General features: G+C 66.0%; 25 protein-coding genes. 12 read left to right on the top strand and 13 right to left on the bottom strand.

The annotated features are described in order from the left end of the window. Window positions 1–149 precede the first annotated feature (149 nt). A complete protein-coding gene (locus HR9077_RS05220) occupies window positions 150–1,415 on the top strand; it encodes a ribonucleotide-diphosphate reductase subunit beta (protein WP_136065845.1) in 1,266 nt (421 codons plus the stop codon). 28 nt (window positions 1,416–1,443) lie between these two features. After that, a complete protein-coding gene (gnd, locus tag HR9077_RS05215; protein ID WP_136065843.1) occupies window positions 1,444–2,532 on the top strand; it encodes a phosphogluconate dehydrogenase (NAD(+)-dependent, decarboxylating) in 1,089 nt (362 codons plus the stop codon). Window positions 2,533–2,669: 137 nt separating this feature from the next. Here the strand turns inward: gnd and HR9077_RS05210 are convergent, their stop codons facing one another. After that, window positions 2,670–3,281 (bottom strand): NAD(P)-dependent oxidoreductase, encoded by a 612-nt coding sequence (locus HR9077_RS05210; RefSeq protein WP_136065841.1) that lies wholly within the window; start codon window positions 3,279–3,281, stop codon window positions 2,670–2,672. Window positions 3,282–3,432: 151 nt separating this feature from the next. Between HR9077_RS05210 and HR9077_RS05205 the strand changes: the two genes are divergently transcribed. Then, window positions 3,433–3,816: a winged helix-turn-helix transcriptional regulator gene (locus HR9077_RS05205; protein WP_136065839.1), complete on the top strand. Its 384-nt coding sequence runs from the start codon at window positions 3,433–3,435 to the stop codon at window positions 3,814–3,816. Window positions 3,817–3,832: 16 nt separating this feature from the next. Here the strand turns inward: HR9077_RS05205 and HR9077_RS05200 are convergent, their stop codons facing one another. Continuing rightward, entirely contained in the window at window positions 3,833–4,603 is a 771-nt protein-coding gene (locus HR9077_RS05200) for a M15 family metallopeptidase (RefSeq protein WP_136065837.1), read from the bottom strand. A gap of 207 nt (window positions 4,604–4,810) precedes the next feature. Here HR9077_RS05200 and HR9077_RS05195 point away from each other — a divergent pair, with 207 nt between their 5' ends. Together HR9077_RS05195 and HR9077_RS21860 are read left to right on the top strand one after the other, a co-directional pair. Beyond that, entirely contained in the window at window positions 4,811–5,380 is a 570-nt protein-coding gene (locus tag HR9077_RS05195) for a GNAT family N-acetyltransferase (protein WP_168380893.1), read from the top strand. 497 nt (window positions 5,381–5,877) lie between these two features. Beyond that, on the top strand, window positions 5,878–6,027 hold the full coding sequence (locus HR9077_RS21860; protein ID WP_168380892.1) for a hypothetical protein: 150 nt from the start codon (window positions 5,878–5,880) through the stop codon (window positions 6,025–6,027). A 20-nt stretch (window positions 6,028–6,047) separates the two neighbouring features. Here HR9077_RS21860 and HR9077_RS05185 read toward each other — a convergent pair whose 3' ends face one another. Then, window positions 6,048–6,581: a carboxypeptidase regulatory-like domain-containing protein gene (locus HR9077_RS05185; protein ID WP_136065832.1), complete on the bottom strand. Its 534-nt coding sequence runs from the start codon at window positions 6,579–6,581 to the stop codon at window positions 6,048–6,050. Between the two features lie 36 nt (window positions 6,582–6,617). After that, window positions 6,618–7,154, bottom strand: coding sequence for a retropepsin-like aspartic protease family protein (locus tag HR9077_RS05180; RefSeq protein ID WP_136065830.1), 537 nt, complete (start codon window positions 7,152–7,154; stop codon window positions 6,618–6,620). A gap of 150 nt (window positions 7,155–7,304) precedes the next feature. On the opposite strand from HR9077_RS05180, the gene HR9077_RS05175 reads away from it, so the two are divergent. Continuing rightward, entirely contained in the window at window positions 7,305–8,546 is a 1,242-nt protein-coding gene (locus HR9077_RS05175) for a cation:proton antiporter domain-containing protein (protein WP_136065828.1), read from the top strand. A 165-nt stretch (window positions 8,547–8,711) separates the two neighbouring features. Next, window positions 8,712–9,134, top strand: a complete 423-nt coding sequence (locus tag HR9077_RS05170) for a CBS domain-containing protein (protein ID WP_136065826.1) — start codon at window positions 8,712–8,714, stop codon at window positions 9,132–9,134. Window positions 9,135–9,263: 129 nt separating this feature from the next. On the opposite strand, the gene HR9077_RS05165 is transcribed toward HR9077_RS05170, so the two are convergent. Next, window positions 9,264–9,518 (bottom strand): hypothetical protein, encoded by a 255-nt coding sequence (locus HR9077_RS05165; protein WP_136065824.1) that lies wholly within the window; start codon window positions 9,516–9,518, stop codon window positions 9,264–9,266. 179 nt (window positions 9,519–9,697) lie between these two features. Then, window positions 9,698–11,932 (bottom strand): NADP-dependent isocitrate dehydrogenase, encoded by a 2,235-nt coding sequence (locus HR9077_RS05160; protein WP_136065822.1) that lies wholly within the window; start codon window positions 11,930–11,932, stop codon window positions 9,698–9,700. Window positions 11,933–12,447: 515 nt separating this feature from the next. Here HR9077_RS05160 and HR9077_RS05155 point away from each other — a divergent pair. After that, on the top strand, window positions 12,448–12,774 hold the full coding sequence (locus HR9077_RS05155) for a YnfA family protein (protein WP_136065820.1): 327 nt from the start codon (window positions 12,448–12,450) through the stop codon (window positions 12,772–12,774). A gap of 19 nt (window positions 12,775–12,793) precedes the next feature. Here the strand turns inward: HR9077_RS05155 and HR9077_RS05150 are convergent, their stop codons facing one another. The 3 genes from HR9077_RS05150 to bla form a co-directional block, all read right to left on the bottom strand. After that, window positions 12,794–14,164, bottom strand: coding sequence for a PepSY-associated TM helix domain-containing protein (locus HR9077_RS05150; RefSeq protein ID WP_136065818.1), 1,371 nt, complete (start codon window positions 14,162–14,164; stop codon window positions 12,794–12,796). An 88-nt stretch (window positions 14,165–14,252) separates the two neighbouring features. Then, on the bottom strand, window positions 14,253–14,645 hold the full coding sequence (locus HR9077_RS05145; protein WP_168380891.1) for a DUF2946 family protein: 393 nt from the start codon (window positions 14,643–14,645) through the stop codon (window positions 14,253–14,255). Between the two features lie 170 nt (window positions 14,646–14,815). Further along, window positions 14,816–15,706, bottom strand: a complete 891-nt coding sequence (gene bla / locus HR9077_RS05140) for a class A beta-lactamase (protein WP_244613052.1) — start codon at window positions 15,704–15,706, stop codon at window positions 14,816–14,818. Between the two features lie 192 nt (window positions 15,707–15,898). On the opposite strand from bla, the gene HR9077_RS05135 reads away from it, so the two are divergent. The 4 genes from HR9077_RS05135 to HR9077_RS05120 all read left to right on the top strand — a co-directional run bounded on the left by HR9077_RS05135 (window position 15,899) and on the right by HR9077_RS05120 (window position 19,756). Beyond that, window positions 15,899–16,771, top strand: a complete 873-nt coding sequence (locus HR9077_RS05135; protein ID WP_136065812.1) for a LysR family transcriptional regulator — start codon at window positions 15,899–15,901, stop codon at window positions 16,769–16,771. A gap of 117 nt (window positions 16,772–16,888) precedes the next feature. Continuing rightward, window positions 16,889–18,007, top strand: coding sequence for a glycosyltransferase (locus tag HR9077_RS05130; RefSeq protein WP_136065810.1), 1,119 nt, complete (start codon window positions 16,889–16,891; stop codon window positions 18,005–18,007). Beyond that, on the top strand, window positions 18,000–18,773 hold the full coding sequence (locus tag HR9077_RS05125; RefSeq protein ID WP_136065808.1) for a DUF2334 domain-containing protein: 774 nt from the start codon (window positions 18,000–18,002) through the stop codon (window positions 18,771–18,773). Before HR9077_RS05130 ends, HR9077_RS05125 begins: the two co-directional genes overlap by 8 nt. Then, window positions 18,770–19,756, top strand: a complete 987-nt coding sequence (locus tag HR9077_RS05120; protein ID WP_136065806.1) for a flippase-like domain-containing protein — start codon at window positions 18,770–18,772, stop codon at window positions 19,754–19,756. The genes HR9077_RS05125 and HR9077_RS05120 overlap by 4 nt, the downstream gene beginning before the upstream one ends. 29 nt (window positions 19,757–19,785) lie before the next feature. Here the strand turns inward: HR9077_RS05120 and HR9077_RS05115 are convergent, their stop codons facing one another. From HR9077_RS05115 to HR9077_RS05100, 4 genes are all read right to left on the bottom strand, one after another. Then, window positions 19,786–20,859 carry a proline racemase family protein gene (locus HR9077_RS05115; protein ID WP_136065805.1) on the bottom strand — a complete coding sequence of 358 codons (1,074 nt, stop codon included), beginning with the start codon at window positions 20,857–20,859 and terminating at the stop codon, window positions 19,786–19,788. Next, window positions 20,856–22,025, bottom strand: coding sequence for a zinc-binding dehydrogenase (locus HR9077_RS05110; RefSeq protein WP_244613050.1), 1,170 nt, complete (start codon window positions 22,023–22,025; stop codon window positions 20,856–20,858). Before HR9077_RS05110 ends, HR9077_RS05115 begins: the two co-directional genes overlap by 4 nt. A 315-nt stretch (window positions 22,026–22,340) precedes the next feature. Continuing rightward, window positions 22,341–23,630 (bottom strand): TRAP transporter large permease, encoded by a 1,290-nt coding sequence (locus tag HR9077_RS05105; RefSeq protein ID WP_136065804.1) that lies wholly within the window; start codon window positions 23,628–23,630, stop codon window positions 22,341–22,343. A 1-nt stretch (window position 23,631) separates the two neighbouring features. Next, window positions 23,632–24,111 carry a TRAP transporter small permease gene (locus HR9077_RS05100; RefSeq protein ID WP_244613048.1) on the bottom strand — a complete coding sequence of 160 codons (480 nt, stop codon included), beginning with the start codon at window positions 24,109–24,111 and terminating at the stop codon, window positions 23,632–23,634. Window positions 24,112–24,127 lie beyond the last annotated feature (16 nt).

Genomic DNA, 24,127 nt, shown 5'->3' with positions numbered 1-24,127 from the left:
AGCTCGTAGCTCGTAGCTCGTAGCTCGTAGCTCGTAGCTCGTAGCTCGTAGCTCGTAGCTCGTAGCTCGTAGCTCGTAGCTCGTAGCGCACACAGTCTAGCCACCGGCGTCATGCCCTGACGCCGCCAGCGAAAGAACAGGACAGCCATATGTTGAACTGGGACGAATTCCACGAAGACGATACGCCCGCCGCCGAACAGGCCAAGCCGCAGCCGGCCGCGCCGAAGCCGGCCGCACCGAAGCCGGCACCGGCAGCACCGGAGCCGGCCGCGCAGGACGCCGTCGCGGAGAGCGCCAGCCGCTATCAGGTCGGCGACAATGAGCGCCTGGCCCGCGCCAGGAAATCGCTGGAAGAGCTCGACGTCGCCGCCGGCCTGGAAGAGCTCGAGATGGGCGCGGCGCGTATCGAGGTCGACGACAAGACCATGATCAACGCCCGCGCCGACCTCAACCAGCTGGTGCCCTTCAAGTACGACTGGGCCTGGCAGAAGTATCTCGACGGCTCCGCCAACCACTGGATGCCGCAAGAGATCAACATGAACGCGGACATCGCGCTGTGGAAGAGCAACGACGGCCTGACCGCCGACGAGCGGCGCATCGTCGAGCGCAGCCTGGGCTACTTCTCCACCGCCGATTCGCTGGTCGCCAACAACCTGGTGCTAGCGGTCTACCGGCTGATCACCAACCCCGAATGCCGCCAGTACCTGCTGCGCCAGGCCTTCGAGGAAGCGATCCACACCCACGCCTACCAGTACTGCGTGGAATCGCTGGGCATGGACGAAGGCGAAGTCTTCAACATGTACCGCGAGGTGCCCTCGGTCGCCGCCAAGGCCGCCTGGAGCCTCAAGCATACCCAGTCGCTGTCGCGCCCCGACTTCCAGACCGGCACTCCGGAGACCGACCAGGAACTGCTGCGCAACCTGATCGCCTTCTACAGCGTCACCGAAGGCATCTTCTTCTATTGCGGCTTCAGCCAGATCCTGTCGATGGGCCGGCGCAACAAGATGACCGGCGTCGCCGAGCAGTTCCAGTACATCCTGCGCGACGAGTCGATGCACCTGAACTTCGGCGTCGACATGATCAACCAGATCAAGATCGAGAACCCCCACCTGTGGACGCCCGAGTTCCAGGACGAGGTCACCCAGATGATCCTCGAAGGCACCGAGCTGGAAGTCGCCTACGCCCGCGATACCATGCCGCGCGGCGTGCTGGGCATGAACGCGGCGATCATGGAGGAGTACCTGCACTTCATCTGCAACCGCCGCCTGGCGCAGATCGGCTTGAAGGAGCAGTTCCCCGGCGCCCAGAACCCCTTCCCCTGGATGAGCGAGATCATCGACCTGCGCAAGGAGAAGAACTTCTTCGAGACCCGGGTCACCGAATACCAGGTCGGCGGTGCGCTGAACTGGGATTGATCGCCCTCTATCGACGACAGAATGGGCCATGCCGACGCATGGCCCATTTTATTGCGCGGGCGTCGGTCATGGTCAAAGCCACCGGCCGACGCTAGCCTTAGTGCCACGAAAGCGCCACGAATCAGCAAAGGATCACAGCATGCAACTCGGCATCATCGGACTCGGCCGCATGGGCGGCAATATCGCCCGTCGCCTGATGGGCAAGGGCCACGAGATCGTCGCCTACGACCAGAACAGTGAGGCGGTCGACGCCCTGACCCGGGATGGCGCTAGCGGCGCCAAGAGCCTGACCGAGCTGGTCGCCAACCTGGCCAAGCCGCGCGCGGTGTGGGTGATGCTGCCGGCCGGCGAAGCGACCGAGGCGACGATCATGGCGCTTGGCGAGGTGATGGACGCGGACGATGTGATCATCGACGGCGGCAACAGCTTCTACAAGGACGACATCCGCCGTGCCCGTACCCTCAGGGAACAAGGCATTCACTACGTCGATGTCGGCACCTCCGGCGGCGTGTGGGGGCTCGAGCGCGGCTACTGCATGATGGTCGGCGCCGAGCGTGCGATCTTCGAACGCCTCGATGCGCTGTTCGACAGCCTGGCCCCGGGCTACGGCACCATCGAGCGCACCCAGGGCCGCCACGCGCCCGACGATCGCGCCGAACGCGGCTATATCCATGCCGGCCCGGTAGGCGCGGGACACTTCGTCAAGATGGTCCACAACGGCATCGAGTACGGCCTGATGCAGGCCTATGCCGAAGGCTTCGACATCATGAAGACCAAGTCGTCGCCGGATCTTCCCGAGGAGGAGCGCTTCGATCTCGACCTGGCCGACATCGCCGAGGTCTGGCGGCGCGGCAGTGTGGTCTCTTCCTGGCTGCTCGACCTGACCGCCCAGGCGCTGGCCGGCGATGACCGGCTCGACAACTTCACCGGCGCGGTCGCCGACAGCGGCGAAGGGCGCTGGACCATCGACGCCGCGGTCGAACAGGGCGTACCCACCCCGGTGCTCGCCAATGCGCTGTTCTCGCGCTTTCGCTCGCGCCAGGAAAACACCTACGCCGACCGGCTGCTCTCGGCGATGCGCTTCGGCTTCGGCGGCCATGTCGAGCCGCCGAAGTAGGCCCTCCTCCCTGCCCGCTCCGTGCATTCATTCATGCATGGAGCGGGGCTTCAGTGTCCCGGCTGACGGGCGCGAACCCGTGGGAGGCGCCGATCACCAGTGCGGCACGATGACGGATGCAGTAGCGGCTGGTTCGGTCAATAGCCGACGGTAAAGCGTTGACGCACGTGCCTGGGCGTCTCGAGCTCATCCACCATTGCCACGGCGTAATCTTCGAAGGAGATGCTGGAGCCCCCCTCATGGGTCAGCAGCGTATCCTGCCCGAGGCGAAACGTTCCGGTTCGCGCGCCGGGCACGAACTCCGCCGAAGGCGACAGGAACGTCCAGTCGAGATCAGCGACGCCGCGCAGAAAGTCCAGAAACTCGCCGCCGGCACTCGCTTCGGGCTTGTAGGCCTCGGGGAAACCCGGCTGGTCGATGACCTTCTCGCCGGGCGCCACCTCGAGACTGCCTGCCCCACCGACGACCAGGTAGCGTGTCACCCCGGCGTCACGCACCGCCCCCACGAGCGTTCTTACATCGCTGGCCGTAAAGGGCACGGCACTGATGACCGCGTCATGCCCCTCGAGCAGCGCCCCCAGCCCCTGCCGGTCGTTGGCGTCGCCCTGCCTCGGCGTCACGCCGGGCAATGAGGCGATCCTGTCCGCATTGCGCGCAATGGCGGTCACTTGATGTCCCCGATCGGACAGTTCGGCGAGAATACGCGAGCCCGCATCGCCCGACGCCCCGATAAGCGCAACGTTTGCCATGAGAAACCTCCTTGAGTTCATGTTTGATACATGGTCTAAAAGACAGACCGTAGGACGAACTTAAAGCGGTTTTCATGACGCCACAAGAAGTCACCTTCAGCTGACATGGTCACGACAACGTGACCATTGAACGATCCTTCAGGGAGAAATAATGGCAACGATCCCCGACGATGAAGAGATGGTGTTCGAACAGCCCTGCCCGATTCGCGACGTACTCGACCGGATCGGCGACCAGTGGAGCCTGCTGATTCTGGAGACGCTGGCCCCCGGCACCCTGCGCTTCAATGCCCTGATGCGCGAGATCGGTGATATCTCGAAGCAGATGCTCTCCCGCACGCTCAAGCAGCTGGAGCAGGATGGCTTCATCACCCGTACGCTCTACCCCGAGGTCCCGCCGCGCGTGGAATATACCCTGACCCCGCTGGGGCGTTCCTTTCTCGAGCCGATGCAGCAGCTTGTGGCCTGGGCGGATACGCATCACCGCACCATCGTGGCCGCTCGCGCTCGCTATCAGGCCCTACAGGAGCAGACCTGATACCGGCGCCACCGCCTCAGGCATCCCGCCCCAGCGACCGCCGCCAGCGGGCCTCCAGCGTGTCGGGGCCGCTGGGGCCGAACAGCGCATGCGGCTGGCCGCGATACCAGGCCCACATCTGGTCGCCGTAGCTGTAGTGCCACCACTCGCTGGGCAGGTTGGCGAAGCCGGCATCAACCATGGCGTGATAGAGAATCCGCCGACGATCACGATAAAGGCGCGTGTCGGCGTCAACGGCGTGGTGCTCGAAATGCACGGTATGCGATGCCGCCCGCGCCTCGTCGAAAGCAGACCCCATGTCCAGCAGGATCCCATCGGCGTCGCACAGCGCCACGTCCACCGCCCCGCCGGTGAGGTGAGGGCTGGGACACGCCTCTCGATCGCTGGGCGGCGAAACGAAGGCCCGGGCCATGGCCCGAAGATCCGATTCGTCGAGATCCGCGTAGCGGGCTTCCATCATGCCCAGCAGGGTGTCGTAGAGATGACGCTGCACGGCGTAGGGCCGCCAGGCATCGAGCACCACCAGACCCAGCCCCTCCGGCAGGCGCCGGGCCACCTCGAGCAGCCGCCGGTAGACTTCCTCGCGCACCAGGCATTCGGGAATCGCCCCGGGGACGCCAAGCACGTGGTAGATGGGGTGGGAACGCAATACCGGCCCAGCCAGGCCAAGCGGGTGCAGAGGCCCGCCCGCGTCGGCGATGGGAATCGCCGCGATGGCATGCCACTGAGGCTCGGCGATATCGGCGATGGGCCGGTTGGTCGAATCGGTCACTTTCAAGCGGTTCATTTCCAAGATGCAGTCAGCCAAGGGTGTGCGGGAGCCAGGTAATCAGCCAGGATACGTCGTGGGAGGTTCTGCAGGGGGCCGCGATGAACCCTTCACCGACGGCGCAGCGAGCCGTGACGAACGATGGCCTCCAGATATTCCAGGGCACGGGACTTGAAGGGTGTCATGACGAACTCGGACGTCGAAAGGTTACCATGGCCACCAACCGTGACCGATGCCAAGCGCCCATCATACCCCTTCGCCGGCAGCGGTACCGAGCGGGTCCCCGACAGCCATGCTGGAGTCTCCCCCATGCCCTGCGCCCCGTTGACCACACTGCGCCCCGCCCGGGTCGATGACCTGGGCAGGGTGCTGGGCTGGGTCCCCGATGCCGAAGCCTGCCGGCGCTGGGCGGGGCCCAACGTGTCGTTTCCCGCTACGCCCAATGGCGCCTGGCTGGAGATGGCCGCCTCGCCCGACAACGCCTTCGCACTGCTCGCCGATACGGTCCCCGTCGGCTTCGGCCAGCTGCTGGCCGGGGATCACCGGGTGGTGCACATGGCCCGGCTGATCGTCGCGCCCGGCCATCGCGGCCGGGGGCTGGGTCGCCGGCTCTGCGAGGCCCTGATCGCCACGGCGTGCGACGACTTCGCCGCGCGCCGGCTGACCCTCAACGTCTACGCCGACAATCATGTCGCGCATGCGCTCTATCGCTCGCTGGGTTTCAGCGAGCTGCTGCGCGACGACGCCGGCGAAGTGATCCTGATGAGCCGCCCCACCCTGCCGCCCCGTGGCTAGCCTTCGCGTCCGCCATGGGCGACCTCGTCCGGTGCGTTTACAGTCACTAACGACTTTCTTGTGGGGGTTCCCGCGCAGGCTTTCTACGCTCAAGAGTGTCCGTTCGCCAACGACGGGCTGGTCAAACTGCCCGACGCGATCAGCGACGGCGACAGCGTGGCGGTCTTCGGCTGCGGCCCGGTCGGGCTGTCCGCGATCGCCAGCGCCTTCCTGTTCGGCGCCGGCCGGGTATTCGCCATCGACGGCCACCGGGACCGCCTGGACATGGCCCGACACGCTGAGTGCCTTCGAAGCCTTCGACCGCCGCGAGGAGGGCTGGATCAAGGTGGCGCTGGAGCCGCAGACCAGCACCTGAAGCGACGCCGGTCCAGCCCGGCCAGGCCAATGCGCCCGCATGGCGGCTTTGCCGTCATGCGGGCGCATCGAGATTGATTCTCGTCGAGTCGAGGCGTAGCGTAAACACTGCCAACACAATACTTGACCAGGACACTCGGATTATGACTCAGCGCAGAAGCGTCATCACCCGCGTCTACGTGCCCACCCATGTGCGCGACCTGCCCAACGGCGAGCGCGTGACGATTCCCGGCCACTACCGCCAGCCACACGACGATCATGACCAGCAAGCCCACCACGACCCGCGCGACTGAGGGCGGCGACCATCGGGCGGCTAGCGGCTCAGGTCCACCTCGCGGGTCTGCCCCGCGCCGACCCTGACCTGCTTGAGGATCAGCGGACTGCGCGACTGGCCGTCGGGTAGTCGCACGCTGCCGGCAACATAGAACACCCCCGCCGGGATGCCATGGGCCACGAAGTAGCCATTGCCATCGGTCCGCGCGTAGTGGGTGTACTCCCGGGCACGCGGGTCGGCAGGCTCGATGCGCTTGCCGGCCAGCGCCACATCGGCGGCTTCGGCGGAATACTCGGTCGCCGGGGCGATCGAGACCTTCTCGTCGGCACCGACGATGGTCCGCCCCTGTCGCGTGGTGTAGCGCAGGCGGCCCTTGATGGTGGCGCTGCCGCGCTTTTCCAGCTTGGCGTAGGTATCGGCCGGGAAGGCCACCTGGCGTTCGACCACCGCCGAACCCGGCGCCTGATCGGTTCGGTCGACGACCTCGGGGGGTTCGCCATCACTCCCGGGCATCAGCCCCTGGCAGCCCGCCAGCAGGCCGCCCAGCAACACGATTCCCATCCATTGGCGCATGACATCCTCCTTCAGTGAGCGTTGCGTCGTGCCCACTCACGATTCGTTGGTTTGCGGCGGGCTCAGGATCATCCGCGAGCCCTGTATGCGAATATCGAAGCGGTTGAGGAAGCTCATGCCCAGCAGCGCCGTGTCGCCGCCGATGCCGGGATTGATCGAGCCGCGCACGTCGCTGGCGCGCAAGCTTCCCAGGGCGATCTCGTCGAGGGTGGTCAGGTAGCCGCGGGCCTGGCCGTTGGCGGTCTCGAAGGTCGCGCTCGCGCCCCGCTCGAGGCCCAGCCGCTCGGCCAGCGAGGCCGGCACCGAGACCAGGCTGGCGCCGGTGTCGAGCAGGAACTCGACCGGTTCACCGTTGATCCGCCCGGTGGCGACAAAATGGCCGCCGGCGTTGCGTTCGAGGGTCACCGGCTGCGCATCGCCGGATGCCGTCGAGGTCGCCAGTCCGGCATTGGGATTGCGCCGCTCCTCGAGCAGTCCCTGAAACCACCACACCGCCAGGCCCAGCACGATCGCCCAGAACAGCAGCATCATGCCCAGCCCGGTACGCCGTACCGCCTTGTCGTCGTCGCTCATGTCACCTCGGCTGGCCGCTGCAAGACCGCTCTTCGACGCGCAGCGCACCGCTTTACTATGCTTTTGCAGCGCGTGCGTTACATCGCCCGGCCCCGGCCATCCACGATGCCAGGGTCGGGCGTCGTCGTCATCATAAGCCAGGGAGGGCCTATGAAGGATATCAACCTGACGCTGGCCGCAGTAGGCGGCCTGATCCTGATCCTCGGCCTGCTGTCGAGGCCGGTCGACCGCTCCGTGCTGTCGCTGCCGCTGCTGGCCTTCTGCCTGGGCGTGGCGCTCGGCCCGCAGGGCTTCGCGCTGCTCGACCCGACACGGTGGGGCAACCCTCACCATCTGGTCGAAGAGACCGCGCGGCTGACGCTGGGCATCAGCCTGATGGGCATTGCGCTGCGCCTGCCCGCCCGCTTCATCTTTCGGCAATGGCGGCCCCTGGCAGTGCTGCTGGCCATCGGCATGCCGGCGATGTTCTTGATCAGCAGCCTGCTCAGCGCCTGGACGCTGGGCCTGCCACTGCTCATGGCGCTGCTGGTGGGCGCCAGTGTCTGCGCCACCGACCCGGTGATCGCCTCGTCGATCGTCACCGGCGGGGTCGCCAAGGAAAACCTGCCGGGCGATTTCCGCCACCTGCTGTCCGCCGAGTCGGGCGCCAACGACGGCCTCGCCTACCCGCTGGTATTGCTGCCGATACTGCTGATGGCGCACCCGCCGGAGACGGCCTGGCTCGACTGGGTCGTCAGGACCTGGTTGTGGGAGGTCTGCGGCAGCGTGCTGGTCGGCGCCCTGATCGGCTGGGCAAGCGGCCGAGCGCTCGAGTGGTCGGACCGCAAGGGCTGGCTCGATCAGCCCTCGTTTCTCGCCCTGTCACTGGCGCTGACGCTCCTGGTGCTGGGCGTCGGCAAGCTTCTCGGCACCGACAGCATTCTCGCCGTGTTCGCCGCCGGCATCGCCTTCGACCAGGTGGTGGGCGGCAAGGAGCGCGGCGAGGCCGACAACGTCCAGGAAGCCGTCAACCTGTTCTTCACCCTGCCGGTGTTCGTGCTGTTCGGGCTGCTCGCCCCGTGGGAAAAGTGGGCGACGCTCGGCTGGGGCGGCGTGGCGCTGGCCCTGCTGATCCTGCTGCTGCGCCGCCTGCCGGTGGTGCTCGCCCTGCACCGCTGGCTGCCGCCTGTCCGTGGCCGCGACATCGCCTGGGTGATGGGCTGGTTCGGGCCGATCGGCGTGTCGGCGCTGTTCTACGCGGCGATGGCCACCGGGCGCACCGGCAGCGAGACACCCTGGGTGGTCGGCAGCCTGGTGGTCTTTGCCTCGGTCGTCGCCCACGGCGTCACCGCGGCGCCCTTCGCCAAGCGCTACGGCGCCGGCCATACCAAGGACCGACAGGGCCGCGGGTAAGCCCAGCCAGGCCCGCCACGACGGCACTTACAGGCGCTAACCAAACCCTTGGCGGTAGCGTTTGAATTCGTCCCGCACGCCAGCTATCCCTAACAGTGTGGCACTCGGAAGTGCCGCGCTTTGCATGAGGCCAAGGTCGCATTTCAACGGATAAGGAGATTGAGCATGCAAGTCAGAGACGTCATGACCCAGCGCACGGATTACCTGAACGCCGATGCCACCATCCGCGAGGTCGCGTTGCGGATGCGCGACACCAACAGCGGGTTCGAGCCACTGGTCGACGGCGACCGGATCGTCGGCACACTGACCGACCGCGACGTTGCGGCACGCGGCATGGGCGGCGACAAGGGGCCCGATCACAAGGCGAGTTCGATCGCCACGCACGAAGTACTCTACACCTACGAAGACAAGGACGTGATCGATGCCCTGAAGAACATGCAGGAACAGCACGTGCAACGCCTCGTGGTGTTGAACAACGCCACCGACAAGCGCTTCAGCGGCGTGGTCACGATGGGCGACATCGCCAATCACTGCGACGACGATGAAACCGCCAGGCAGATCGTCAACTGCAGCAAGAATTACCACTGAGGCCGCAGCGGCCGACGATAGCGCAACGCAACACGGGCCACGCCTCATCGGAGAAAGGCCCGCGACGCAAGACGCCAGCTCTTCGGAGCTGGCGTCTTGCTTGCGTACGGCAACAGGCAACGTAGGCGATCAAGGTGTCCAGTCGGCGACCTTGCCACCATGTCCGACGAGATGCGTGCGGACCATTTCCAGACGTTCGACCAGCGCCTGCTTGTCCTGATGGGTCGCCGGGGGCATATCGAACTCGACCGTCTCGTCGTCCATCTCGACCGTGAACCGATCGAAATCCTCGCCTTCCGACTCGTGGAACTTGCAATGGTAGGGATGTACGGCGCGGCTGATCACGTCCTTGGCCTGCGCCTTGCTGAGTGTCTTGTCCGCCATGGGACCTCCTTTTTCGTGGGTTGCTATCCTTGCATCGTCAGCGACTGGCTGAACCGACACCGCCACGATAACCCCTCGAGCGACCCGGGATAAAGTTCCGGCCATGAATACGAAAAGCCCCCGCCGTGCGGGGGCTTGCTGGGGCCGATCGACGAACCGGCTTCACGCCGGCCTCGCTTTCAGTTCTTGACGATCTCCTCGAGCGCCTTGTTCAAGGTGGCACTGGGGCGCATCGCCTCGTGGGTCCGCTGGTAGTCCGGGTGGAAGTAGCCCTGGATGTCGACGGGCTTGCCCTGAACCTGGTTGAGCTCGTCGACGATGGTCTGCTCCTGGGCCTTGAGCACATCGGTCAGCTTGGCGAACAGCGCCTTGAGTTCGCCATCGTCGTCCTGCTCGGCCAGGGCCTCGGCCCAGTACAGCGCCAGATAGAAATGGCTGCCGCGGTTGTCGAGCTCGCCGGCCTTGCGCTTGGGCGACTTGTCGCTGTCGAGGAACTGGCCGTTGGCCTTGTCTAGGCTCTTGGCCAGCACCGTGGCGCGGGCGTTGTCGAAGGTCTTGCCGAGGTGCTCGAGCGAGGCCGCCAGGGCCAGGAACTCGCCCAGCGAATCCCAGCGCAGGTGGTTTTCCTCGAGGAACTGCTGGACATGCTTGGGCGCGCTGCCACCGGCGCCGGTCTCGAACAGCCCGCCGCCGTTCATCAGCGGCACGATGGAGAGCATCTTGGCGCTGGTGCCGAGCTCCATGATCGGGAACAGGTCGGTCAGGTAGTCGCGCAGCACGTTGCCGGTCACCGAGATGGTGTCCTCGCCCTTGCGGATGCGCTCCAGCGAGAAGCGCATGGCGTCTTCCGGCGTCATGATGCGGATGTCCAGGCCGTCGGTATCGTGATCCTTGAGGTAGCGCTCGACCTTATTGATCAGCTGGGCGTCGTGGGCGCGCTGGGAATCCAGCCAGAACACCGCCGGTGTGCCGCTGTCGCGGGCCCGGGTGACCGCCAGCTTGACCCAGTCCTGGATCGGCGCGTCCTTGGTCTGGCACATCCGCCAGATGTCCTCGCGCTCGACCTCATGCTCGAACAGCACCTGACCGTTGCCGTCGGTGACGCGCACGGTACCGTCGGCGGGAATCTGGAAGGTCTTGTCGTGGGAGCCGTACTCCTCGGCCTTCTGCGCCATCAGGCCGACGTTGGGCACGCTGCCCATGGTGGTCGGGTCGAAGGCGCCGTGCTTCTTGCAGTCCTCGATCACGATCTGGTAGATGCCGGCGTAGCAGCGGTCGGGAATCACCGCCTTGGCGTCGTGCAGCGCGTCGTCGGCGCCCCACATCTTGCCCGAATCGCGGATCATCGCCGGCATCGAGGCGTCGATGATCACATCAGAGGGCACGTGCAGGTTGGTGATGCCCTTGTGGGAGTTGACCATCGCCAGCGGCGGACGCTGCTTGTAGAGCGCCTCGATGTCGGATCTGATCTCGTCCTGCTTCTCGCTGGGCAGCGACTGGATGGCCGAATACAGATCGCCGATGCCGTTGTTGCGGTCGAAGCCGGCCTTGTCGAGCAGGTCGGCGTGCTTTTCCAGCACTTCATCGTAGAACTCGCTGACCACGATGCCGAACATGATCGGATCCGAGATCTTCATCATGGTCGCCTTGAGGTGCAGCGAGAACAGCACGTCGCGCTTCTTGGCGTCCTTGATCTCGCTGGCGATGAAGCGCCGCAGCCGGCGGCTGCTCATCGTCGCGCCGTCGACCACCTCGCCCTCGAGCACCGCGAGCTTGTCCTTGAGCACCGTGTGGGTGCCGTCCTTCTGCAGCAGCTCGATCTTGAGTTCGCCGGCGCTGTCGAGCACCGCGGACTGCTCACTGCCATAGAAGTCGCCCTCGCTCATGTGCGCGACGTGGGACTGCGAGTCGCTCGACCATTCGCCCATGCGGTGCGGATACTTGCGCGCGTAGCCCTTGACCGACTGCGGTGCGCGGCGGTCGGAGTTGCCCTCGCGCAGCACCGGGTTGACGGCGCTGCCCTTGACCTTGTCGTAGCGCGCCTTGACGCTCTTCTCGTCGTCGCTGCCGGGCTCTTCCGGATAGTCCGGCAGCTTGTAGCCCTGCTGCTGCAGCTCCTTGATCGCCGCCTTGAGCTGCGGGGTCGAGGCGCTGATGTTGGGCAGCTTGATGATATTGGCTTCCGGCGTCCTGGCCAGTTCGCCGAGTTCGGCGAGATGGTCGCCGATGCGCTGCTCTTCGCTCAGGTAGTCGGGAAACAGCGCAATGATGCGGCCGGCCAGCGAGATGTCGCGGGTTTCCACCTCGATGCCGGCGGGATCGGTGAAGGCATCGATGATCGGCAGCAGCGAATGGGTCGCCAGCGCGGGGGCTTCGTCAGTAAGCGTGTAGATGATCTTCGGCGTCTTGGGCATCTTGGCGTAAACCTCTCTGGTCACTGCGATTGCAAGAATCTGGAACGGTGGAGCCGGGCCGAGGATTCCGACAACAGCCGGCACGCCTCGATGACGCGAGGCCCGACGCCGCACGACGACCCGACCCCGAAAAACGCATCCACCGCGCAGGGATGAATTCGGTTGCTGACTCCGATGCCCCGTGCCGCTCGCCAACGCACGAATCGACACTCAATGGCGCGGCACCGGCGCCCCAGCGGTCGCGTCGCAGTATACCAGTGCAGCGGCGGCTACGCATAAGCGAAGTGCTTGGACGCAGATAGCGTTGTTGCTTGGGGCTGATTCCGTCGATAAGCCTGCAAGGAGGCGCTATGAATACCTCCTTGTACGCTACCGACGCCATCCATGGCGTCGGACCTCCTCTTCGGCTTATCCCCGTCGTCCCTCGCCAGTTCAACTGCCATTGCCCTGGCTTGGACGGCTGAAAGCGCGGCACCGCCCTGCTAGGCTGGCGGCTCGCTCATCGGGAATCGCACATGCCGACTTTCGCCCTCTACCTCGCCGCCGCGCTGGCCGAAATCGCCGGCTGCTTCACCTTCTGGGCCTGGTGGCGACTCGACAAGTCGCCGGCCTGGCTGATCCCGGGGCTGGCCAGCCTGGCGCTGTTCGCCTGGCTGCTCAGCCTGGTCGACAGCGATTATGCCGGGCGCGCCTACGCCGCCTATGGCGGCATTTACATCGTCAGCTCGCTGCTCTGGCTGTGGCTGGTCGAACAGCGCGCCCCCGACCGCTGGGACCTTGCCGGCGCGGGCATCTGCCTGGTCGGCGCCGCGGTGATCCTGTTCGGACCGCGCGGCGGCTGAGGGCCGACCACGACTTCCGTCAAGCCGCTGCTGGAATGCGGGTCCGTCGCGTCAGCAGGCCGTCCAGCACCGCCATGACCACCAGCGAGGCGCCGACCAGCGGAAAGATCACCCCGCCGATGGCGAGCAGCGCCAGTACCCCGCGCAGGCGGCGCGAATCCTGCGGCGCCGGTGGCACGCCCAGGCGTCCCGCCGGGCGGCGCTTCCACCACATCGTCGCCGAGGCCACGCACAGCAGCACGATGCCGGCGCAGGCCAGCGCCAGGATCAACTGATTGGCGAGCCCGTACTGCTGGCCCAGGTGGACGTTGATGCCCCACTCGAGACCGCGCCCCAGCGGGCCGTAATCGGCGTAGCTCATGTCGAGCAGCGCCTCGCCGCTGTAGCGATCGAGGTGCACGACGCGCTGCCGGCTCAACTCGTCGGGATAGACCGAGCCGGTATAGACTCCCTCGGGCCCGCCCGGCAGGTTGACCGCGTAGCCCGGCGCCAGGCCCAGGGCCTCGAACTCGGCGACCGCGCGGTCGAGACCGATATCGTCACCGGGCGTGGCGGTCGAGACCGGCAGTTGCGCCTGCTCCAGCGACCAGCTGGTCGGCTCGCGTTCGGCGAGCCGCGCCTCGGAGACCGGCACGTTGACCCGCACCCCGTCGGGATAGCCGTAGTTGTGGCCGTTGGCCCATTCATTGATCTGGCTGCCCCAGACCGTCGACCAGGGCATGCCGGTGATCGCCAGGAACAGGATGAAACCGCCGACCCCGACCCCGGTGACGGCGTGCAGGTCGCGCCAGAACACGCGCTGCGCCGGGCGTCCGCGCACTTTCAGGGCGTCGCCGCCCCGCCCGCGCGGCCACCACAGGTAGAGCCCGGTCAACACCAGCAGGATCGTCCAGCCGGCGGCGATCTCGATGATCAGCGTCGCCGCGGTGCCGAAGTAGGTCAGGCTGTGCAGATAGCGAATCGTCCACATCACGCTGCCCCGGTAGGCCATGCTGCCGGTCACCTCGGCGCTGTAGGGGTCGACGAACACGGCGTGCCGGCTGCCATCGGCGGCCCGGATGTCCACCTCGCTGGCGCGGTCGTCGGCCGGCGCCGGCACGTAGCGAAACGCCTCGCCGGGCTGCGCCGCCAGCGCCGCGTCGAGCTGACTCTGGGCCGGCTGGGTGGCCATGGCGCGACTTTCCACGCGCATCAGATCGCCATGCAGCCACTGGTCGATCTCGTCCTTGAACAGATAAAGCCCCCCGGTCAGCGCCAGGGAGATCAGAAACGGCAGCACCAGCAGGCCGGCGTAGAAATGCCAGCGCCAGACGGCGCGATACAGGTCGCTCGCGGCTCGTGTCGTGCGCGGTCGTGCGCGGCCAGCCGGCGACGAAGTCGGTTGGGTCATGATGCGTTCTCGAATCGAGGAAGGGTTTCAGCACGCGCCGCGCCGGCCACGATGCGTGGCGGCAAGGTCGAGCCTGAGTTCGGGGCGATCAGAGAACGGCGCTGGGTGGCGCGCGGGTCAGGGCATGGGGAAAGAGAGCGGGAGCGCCATGGGCGGCGCGCACCGCAGCGACGCGGGCGTCCTCCACGCCCTGCGCCTGACGCTCGATACGCGGCACGACGCCATCGAGCACCGGGACGTGCAGCAGCAGCGAGCAGTAACCGCACTGGGTATGCCAGTCCCGGGCCGGCGAGTGGTGCTCCGCGGCGGACGAAGCCATGCCGACGGCATGGCCGTCCCTCGACCCGTGGGCCGTGTGATGGGGTTCGCCGTAGGCGCAAAGCTGGCCGACGATCGGCCCGACCAGCACCAGCAGCATCGCCAGCAGCGCCAGATAGATGGCGCGCGGCGGAGCGGCTTGACTGGCACGTAGAGACGACATGGACGGCATCGGGTCGGAACGGTGCCGGCCATGGTACCCCACGTCGGCCCGTGCCGGCCCGTTTCGACGCGCGACCGCTTGTCGCAGCATTCACCCAGCGCGGGTCGTGGCCATGTGACGCCGCTCGGCGACGACCGAGGGCCTGGACAGCCGCTGCCGCTGGACGGCGGCTACCGCGCCAGCATCGGCGTCAGCGCCCGGGCGACATCGGCGATGGCCGCGTTGCGCGCCTCGAAGTCGGCCTGACTGCCGGTGAGGTAGACGCTGACGATCGCCGGCTGCCTGCCCGGGGGCCAGATGATAGCGACGTCGTTGTTGGTGCCATGGCCGCCCCCGCCGGTCTTGTCGCCGATGCGCCACCCTTCGGGCAGGCCCGCGCGCAGCTTAGCATCGCCGGTCTGGTTGGCCACCAGCCAGTCGATCAGCCGCTCGCGGGATGACGGCGACAAGCGATCTCCCAGGAGCAGCGCATGCAGGCTGTCGGTCATTGCCCTGGGCGTCGTGGTGTCGCGGGGATCGCCGGGCGTCGCTTCGTTGAGCGCGGTTTCCCAGCGGTCCAGCCGCGTCGCGTCGTCGCCGAGGGTGCGCATGAAATCGGTCAGCCCGGCCGGCCCGCCCAGCGTCCCCAGGATGAGATTGCCGGCGGTGTTGTCGCTGGTGGTGATGGTCGCCTCGCAGAGCTCGGCGAGTGTCATGCCCTCGCCGCCCGTGCGATGCTCGGTGACCGGCGAGTAGGTCACCAGGTCGCCGGCCTCGAACCGCAGGCGCCGGTCGAGCGACTCCTTCCCGGCATCGACCCGGGCAAGCACCGCGCCACAGGCCAGCACCTTGAAGGTGCTGCTCATGGGGAAGCGCTCATCGGCCCGATACCCCCAGCGCAGGCCGGTTTGCGTGTCGAGCACGGCGACGCCGATGCGCGCGTCGAGCCGCGACTCCAGATCGGCGAGGCGTTCGCCGAAGTCGGTATCGGGGCCCTGCGGCGTCGCCGCCATGAGCGTCGTCGCCATTGTCAATCCGGCCAGCAGCGTGCCGATCCAGGTGCCCGACCGGCGTAGTGTCATGCGTCTTTTCACGTTGAACCTCATCCAGATCCGTTGGGATGTTCCGGCGCAGGAATGCCCCAAGCCCTAGCGAAATTCATTCGCTCGGTCGCGGCCCGGCGGTCAATCCCGCTCCAGGCGGACAATAAAGCGGCGGAAGAAGAGCAACAAACGATGTTATTTTTAGGCAGACCCAAACTGAGCTAGGCCATCATGGTCCGACCCCATCTACCACTCAATGCCTTGCGCGCCTTCGAGGCAGCCGCCCGGCACCTGAGCTTCACCCAGGCGGCGATCGAGCTGAACGTCACCCAGGCGGCGGTCAGCCATCAGGTAAAGCGACTCGAGCAGCAACTCAACGTCACGCTCTTCAAGCGTCTGCCACGCGGGCTATTGATCACCGCCGAAGGCGAGGCCCTGCTGCCGGTACTTCGCGACTCCTTCGATCGGGTGGCGGATATTCTCGGGCGCCTGGAGGCTGGCCAGGTTCGCGACGTGCTGACACTCGGCTCGGTGGGCACCTTCGCGGTCGGCTGGCTACTGCCGCGACTGGCCGACTTCCAGGCGCGCCACCCCTTCGTCGACGTACGCCTGTCGACCCACAACAACCGTGTCGACATGGCCGCCGAGGGGCTGGACTATGCCATCCGCTTCGGCGATGGCGCCTGGCATGGCCTCGAGGCCTTCGACCTGTGCGAGGCGCCGCTCACGGCACTGTGCATCCCCCGGATCGCCGACGCATTGCGCGAGCCCGCGGAGCTCTACCAGCAACCGCTGCTGCGCTCCTACCGTGAGGACGAATGGCCCAGCTGGTTTGCCGCGGCCGGCATCGCCACCCCGGCGCCGCTGTTGAAAGGCATCGTCTTCGACTCCTCGCTGGCGATGATGGAAGCGGCATTGCAGGGTGTGGGCGTGGCGCTCTGCCCGCCACTGATGTTTTCCCGCCAGATCGCGACGGGGGCCATCAGGCAACCCTTCGACATCACGACCTCGAAGGGTAGTTATTGGCTGACCCGTTTGAAGTCACGCACTCCGACGCCGGCCATGCAGGCCTTTCACGACTGGCTGTTGCGGGAAGTGGCATAGAGGGGAGCCTAGAAGCACCTGAAGCCGGCCCCGCGCGGCCCGGGCGGGACGACGCTGTCGTCGAACTGTCGCATTCGCGCCGTACCCTGACGCGAAACGTTCCGCCCGGGAGTCGCCTTGCACGTCGCCGACATCACCATGTTCCACGCCCCGTCCAGCGGCGGCGTGCGCACCTATCTCGATGCCAAGCACCAGTTGCTGGCGCAGTCTACCGGGGTTCGCGCCAGCCTGCTGATTCCCGGCCCGCGCACCGAGCATCGCGGGGCGTGCCATGTGCTGGCCGCGCCGCGCCTGCCGTTCGGCCAGGGCTATCGCTTTCCGCTGCAGCGCGGTGCCTGGCGGCGCGCGCTGGTCGACCTGTTCCCGGATCTCATCGAGGCCGGTGACCCCTACGTGACCGCCTGGGCGGCGCTCGACGCGGGGCGCGAGCTGGGCGTCCCGGTGCTCGGCTTCTATCACTCCGACCTGCCGCGGCTGGCCGGCCAGCGCCTGGGGGACTGGTCGCGGCGGCGCCTGAACCGCTATGTGTTCGACCTCTACCGTCGCTTTCAATGCGTGCTGGCACCGAGCCGGGTGATGGCCGAGCGACTCACCGCGCTGGGGCTGGACAACGTCGCGGTGCAACCGCTGGGCGTTGACCTGATGCGCTTCAACCCCGGGCGCCGGCGCCCCGAACTGCGGGAGCGGCTGGGGCTCGACGACGCGACCCGGCTGCTGATCTTCGTTGGGCGCGCCTCGCGGGAAAAGAACCTGCCGGTGCTGCTGGAAACGGCCCGCCGGCTCGGCGCCGGCTACCACCTGCTGCTGATCGGGCCCGGGATGCCCCGCCGGGTGCCCGACAACGTCACCGTCATCGACCGCTACACCCCCGCCGAGACCATCGCCGACTGGCTGGCCAGCAGCGACGCCCTGCTGCATGCCGGCAGCGAGGAGACCTTCGGCCTGATCGCCCTGGAGGCCATGGCGAGCGGCATCCCGGTGGTCGCCGCCCGCGCCGGCGCGCTGATCGAGAACGTGCCGCTGGGCTGCGGCCAGCTGTGCGAACCGCACTCGGCGCAGGACATGGCCCGGGCGGTGGCCGAGCTGTTCGCCAACGACGCGCCCCTGCAGGGGCGCCGGGCGCGCCGTCACGTCGAGCGTCACCACGCCTGGCGCACCACCATCGACGGCCTGCTCGGCCACTATCGCGCGCTCACCGGCGAGTACCCCGCCACGCCCCGGCAACGGCATGGTTGAGCGCCGGCTGGCCGTGGTGCTGCACGACGTCGCGCCGGCGACCTGGCCCGACTATGCGCCGTTCGTCGCCGCCCTCGACGCCCTGGCCGCGGAGCTCGGCCCGATCCCGCTGACCTGGCTGGTGGTCCCCGATTTCCACCATCGGGGGCCCTGCAGCGCCGACCCGGCGTTCATCGAGCGCATGGACGCGCGCCTGGCCCGCGGCGACGAACTGGCCCTGCACGGCTACCATCACTGCGACGACGCCCCGCCGCCGCGCACCCCGCGAGCGCTGCTGATGCGCCGCGTCTACACCCGCGAGGGCGAATTCCAGGCCCTCGACGAGGCCCAGGCGGGACAGCACCTGGACCGCGGCGCGGCACTGTTCGACCGGCTGAGCTGGCCCACCCCGGGGTTCGTCGCCCCGGCCTGGCTGATGAGCCCGGGCACCCGGCGCGCCCTGGTGCAACGCCGTTTCGCCTACACCAGCGACCGCCGGCGACTGTATCGCCTGCCCGACTGGCTGCCGCTCGACGCTCCCGGGCTGGTCTGGAGCGCACGCAGCGCCTGGCGACGCGGCGCCTCGCGGGCCGTCTGCGCGCTGCAGCGCCGCCGGGGGCGCCACGCCGACCTGCTGCGCCTGGGCATTCACCCGGTGGATATACGCCACCCTTGGGTGCGCGATTACTGGCTGAACACGCTCGTGGCATTGATCCGGGAAGGACGCCGGCCGATCACCAAGCGCGACTGGGTGGCCAGCCGGGCGCCGGGAGATCCCGCCCCATGAAACGTCAATTGTTGCTCGGCGTGGCGCTGATCAGTGCGCTGGTCATTCCACTGGCGCTCGGCGGGTGGTCGTCGCTCGGCGCCCTGAGGCATTTCCCCGCCGGAGGGCTGGTGCTGATGCTGGTTCTGGTGTTCATCTGCTCGAACCTCAATGCCCTGCGCCTGCGCTTGCTATTGGCCGGTCGCGCCGGCCGGCTCCCCCACGGCGACGCCCTGGGCCTGGTCCTGGCCACCGAGTTCGCGATCTGCGCCACGCCGGGCGGTAGCGGCGGCCCGCTGGTCCTGCTGGGCCTGCTGGCAAGACGCGGCGTGCGGCCTGCCCAGGGCAGCGCCATCTTCGCCGTCGACCAGTTCGCCGACCTGCTGTTCTTCCTGCTCGCCCTGCTGGCGGTGACGCTCTACCTGCTAGGGGGCACCTCCGGCATCGATATCGCCTGGCTGATCGGACTAGCCGGCGGCCTGGCGGTGCTCTTCCTGCTGCTGGGCGGCCTGCTGCGCCATTTCCAGCCGGCCCTGCGGCTCACCGGCGGCTGGCTGGCCCGGCTCGGCCTGTCGCGCAGGCGACGCCTCGGCGTGGCGCGCCGCCTGCTGCACTTTCGCCAGGCCCTGATCGCCACGCTGCGCTTGCCGCGCCTCACCCTGCTGGCGGTGTTCTCGCTCTGCGCCCTGCACTGGCTGCTGCGCTACAGCGTGCTCTACCTGGCCGTGCGCGGGCTGCAGGGGCAGATCGACTGGGCCTGGACCTTCCTGATCCAGATGCTCGCCATGGCCGCCGGCCAGCTGAGCTTCCTGCCGGGCGGCGCCGGCAGCACCGAGCTCACCGTCGCGGCCCTGCTCACACCGCTGATCGGCAGCCACCGCACCGCCGCCGCGATCATCGTCTGGCGCTTCGCCACCTACCATTTCCACCTGCTGATCGGCGCCCCGGCCTTCTGGCTGCTGTGGCGCAAGCGGCCGCGGCGCCACGCCGTACGGGTGTCGTGACCCGGGTGGAGCGAACGACTGCAAGCGCCTCACTCCACATTGCGGTGGCCAGCGGTGAGGATGTGATGCAGACCGTCGCACTCCACCATGGGGTCATCGCAGTTGACGATGACATCCGAGCGTGCCAGCACGTGCCCCTTGCCGGTGATGGTGTTTTCCACCACCTGATGCCCGTCTTGCTGGCGGACGCCAGTGACTTCGCCGATGAAGCCCGAATCGCGCAAGGAGACGGTTTCCAGCTTGTCGCCCGGCCGGATGATGCCCTCGTGGTGCATCAGGGCCAGGCGTGCCGAGGTGCCGGTGCCCGTGGTACTGCGACAGATCACGTGTTCGTGCACGTAGGTGGCCGAGCGTGAGCGATAGAAGCCATCGGCCACGTGCTCGACCGGCCCCATGAAGTGCAAGAATGGCAGTGGCCCCACATCACCCAGCGTGTAGTGGGAGAACCCGCTCTTGGCCTGAATCGCCTCCACGATGGCGTGCGCGCACTGCGCCAGGCGCCGCTCTTCCTCCCGGGACAGCACAAAGCCCAGATCGGCGGCGTCCACCAGGGCATAGAAGCCGCCGCTGTAGGCGATGCTGTAGGTCACATCGCCAATCGACGGGACATGGATGCTCGCTCGATAGGTGTCGATATAGGTGGGCAGGCCTTCGCAGGTAATGGCCTCCACCACGCCGTTTTCCACCAGCGATTCGATGTGCACCAAGCCCGCCGGCGACTCGAGGATGAAGCGCTGGCGGCCCTCCTGCTTCTCGATCATGCCGCTTTCCAGCAGCGCCGTGGCGGTGCAGATCGTGTTGGAGCCGGAATAGATCGGGTAGCCCATCACCTCCATGATGATGTAGCCCATCTGCGCCTCGGGGTCGGTGGCGGGAGCGATCAGGTTCACCGACATCTCGGGAATGCCGTACGGTTCGTGCAGCAGCAGCTTGCGCAGGCCATCGGCATCGTCACGCAGGTACTCCATCTGCTGTCTGACCGTGGCACCGGGCAGCGGGTCGATACCGCCGACCACGATACGGCTGACATCGCCGCCGGCATGGGTGTCGATCAATTGCACGCTGAGCTCTTGTCTTACCGGGTTTCTCTCGATGACTGTCATTTCTTCCCCAGGGCGAAGCGCGCGCCATGTGCCTGCCACTGCGCGTCGGGCACGATCACGATCTTGCCCAGATAGTTGCTGCTGCGATCGACGAAGTAGTTCTCGGCTTCGTGGAGCTCGGAGAGCTTGAACGCCGCGTGCAGTACCGGCTGCAGATCACCGCAACGTATCCAGGCCACCAGTTGTTCGGCCTCCTCGCGGGTGCCGTGGGAAACGCCGAAGATCTGCACCTGATACAAATAGATGCGCGTCCACAGCACTTCGCTGACGTTGCCGCCACTGGCGCCGGCAATGGAGAGCCGTGGGTAGCTCTCGCGGCGCGACATATCGAAGGTCATGGCGTCGATGAAGCGGTGAGTCATCTCGCCCCCGACCAGGTCCATCACCGCGTCGATGGGCTGATCATCGGTCACGGCGCGCACCCGGTCGGTGAAGTCCTGCAAGGTCGAGCGATCCAGCACCGCCTCGGCGCCGAGTTCGAGCAGGGCCGGCGCCTTGTCCTGCTGGCTCAACGCATAAGGTGTCGCCCCCATGACACGGCACAGTTGAATCAGCGCCGTGCCCACGCCGCCGCTGGCGCCGGTGACAAGCACGCGCTCGCCGGCTTTGACGCCGGCTGCGTTGAGCATGTGCAGCGCTGTCTGGTAGGAACACATGCCCATCGCCGCCAGCTCGGCATCGGCCAGCTCGGGGTTGTCCACCGTGTGGAACTGATCCGACGGCACGGCGATGTATTCGGCGAAGCCTCCATCGGCGCCGTGGCCGTAGTAATCGGGCACCAGGTTGATGTCGCGACGGCTGTCGGCATAGAGATTGAAGTCCAGCAGGCCGCGCTGGCCGATGCGGTCCGACTTCACGTCGTCGCCCACCGCGACCACGCGCCCGACGACATCGGCGCCCTGGATGCGCGGAAAGCTCAGCGTGGGCGAGCCGCCGATCTGGAACGAGGTCACGTCGCCTTCATCCTTGGTGGGATAAAGGCCCTCGCGCGCCTTGCGGTCGGTGTTGTTCTTCGCCGTCGCCGTGACCTGCACCAGCACCTCGCCACGCGCGGGCGTGGGGGTGGGCACATCCCGATGGTAGACCAGCTTGTCGATGCCGCCATGCCCGGTCAGCAGCATGGCCGCCATGGTCGGGGGAATGTTCTCCGAACGAATATCGGCCATAGGCTGCCTCCTCGCGTTGAGCGTTGAATCTTGCGCGACGATAACAAAGTGGCGGGGGGTCAACCGAGGGGGTACACCAGACGGGCACGGCCCGCGCCGGGCATCAGTCTCGTTTGGCGGAGGTGTTCATGGCCAAGAAGGCTCGGCGTCGGTTTCCGATGAATTCAAGACGGATGCGGTGGGCCTGATGGCCGATCAGGGGTATTTCGTATCCGAGGCCTCCCGGCACCTTGGCATAGAGCGCAGCGTGCTGGTGCTGGAGCGCGACTCCATGAAGAGTTTCAGAGTTACATACTGCTCGCCAATGCCGTTTTGCTAATACAACATGTCTGGCACCCAGGTAATCATGCCGGGAAACAGGGTATACAAAGCAATGGCCGCCAGCAGAATGACCCAGTAAGGGAGAGCTGCTCTGGCGGCTTCTTGCAGACTGACCTCATTCTCCGTAATCGACGCCAGCACAAATAGATTAAGCCCCACGGGTGGCGTGATCATGCCTATCTCCATGAGTAGTGTGACGATGATACCGAACCATACAGGATCGAATCCCAGGCTGGTCACCATAGGGAAGGTGATCGGCAAGGTCATCAGGAGCAAGGAAATCCCATCGAAGAAGCAGCCCAGAATCAGGTAAACGAGGATGACCAGCAGCAGAACGCCATAGCGGTTCAGGCCAAGCCCCGTGATAGCGTCCACGGCATCACGCGGCAGGCCCAGCAGGCTCACTGCCTGCGCCAGGATGGAAGTACCGATCAGAATCATGGCAATGGCGCCGAACATCAAACTGGCATGGCAAAACGCCTGCCAGGTCTTGTCCAGGGTTAGCTCCCCCCAAGTAAATCCCAGTACCAGGCTCGCCACGACCCCCAGGGCTGCGGCCTCCGTCGGCGTGGCAATGCCCAGGTATATGGTCCCCAGCACGAAAAAGATAAGTATCGGCAAAGGCCAGACTTCCAACAGTCCCTTGAGTATTATTTTTTTGCTGGCATGAGAACTTTCGTCAGGAACGACTCGACTACCGTGTGTGGAACGGTAGGCAATCCAGCCGAAAAAGGCCAGCGAGATCAACAAGCCAGGGAGGATACCCGCCAGGAAAAGCTTGCCAATCGAAACGTTCTGTGTGGCACCATAAATCAACAATGCCAGACTCGGCGGGATCAACAAGCCAAGCGTGCCACCTGCGGCTAGCGTACCCACTATCATGCCCGGATTGTAGCCACGCCTGCTCAGCTCGGGATAGCCGACCGAACCAATAGCCGCCGCCGTGGATGTGCTTGAACCACTGACTGCACCGAAAATAGTACAGACCGCGATATTGGTGTGCAGAAGCTGCCCCGGCACGCGAGTAAACAGGGGAGACAAGCCATTATAGACACGTGTCGAAATGCCGGAGGCAAGCAGGATATCACCCAGGAAGATGAATAATGGTACTGCGCTTAGCGTAAAATCCGTGAGCAAGTTCCATGAAGCATTGATGGCCAGCGAGGTCGCGCCACCAGCCATGAAGTGGAGCAGAATGAAGCCTGTCAGGCCTAATGCCGCCCCGAGCACTGCGCCGCTGGACAACAGGACCAGCAAGCTACCCCCAAGAACAAACCAGCTCATATTATTTTTCCCGAGGCCGAATTACCGAGACCACATCCAGCAACTTGATGACCAGACAAAGCCCCATACTCAACGGCATCAACAACATCCATGGCCATAGCAGTATCGAACCAATATCCGACTTTGCATCAATCTGATAAGAAAACCTCATGAAGTCCCACGACTCGTAGATAAACACAACAGCGAAGACTATCATTACCAAGCTGGCCAATACGCTGAACATCGACCTGATCTTCGGCGAGCAAGATTTCGAGATAAAATCGATCGAGACATGTTTTTTCTCCAGCATCACATGCGGCAAGGTCATAAATGCCAGGCTAAAGAATAGCAACCCTGCCAATTCATCGGAGAAACTTATAGGCGCGCCGAACAGGTAACGCATTATCGTGCTGACGAACACAAGGGCGGCCATGAACATGCCGCCCACCACCGCGATATAGAAAAGACTTCTGGATATGATCACAACTGCCTTTCTCAACATCTCGCTCACCATGTAC

The sequence above is a fragment of the Modicisalibacter radicis genome, from assembly GCF_900961225.1.
In the GTDB taxonomy this organism is placed as follows: domain Bacteria; phylum Pseudomonadota; class Gammaproteobacteria; order Pseudomonadales; family Halomonadaceae; genus Modicisalibacter.
Note: the sequence above shows the minus strand (reverse complement) of the source record. Positions and strands in the feature narration are given on the sequence as shown.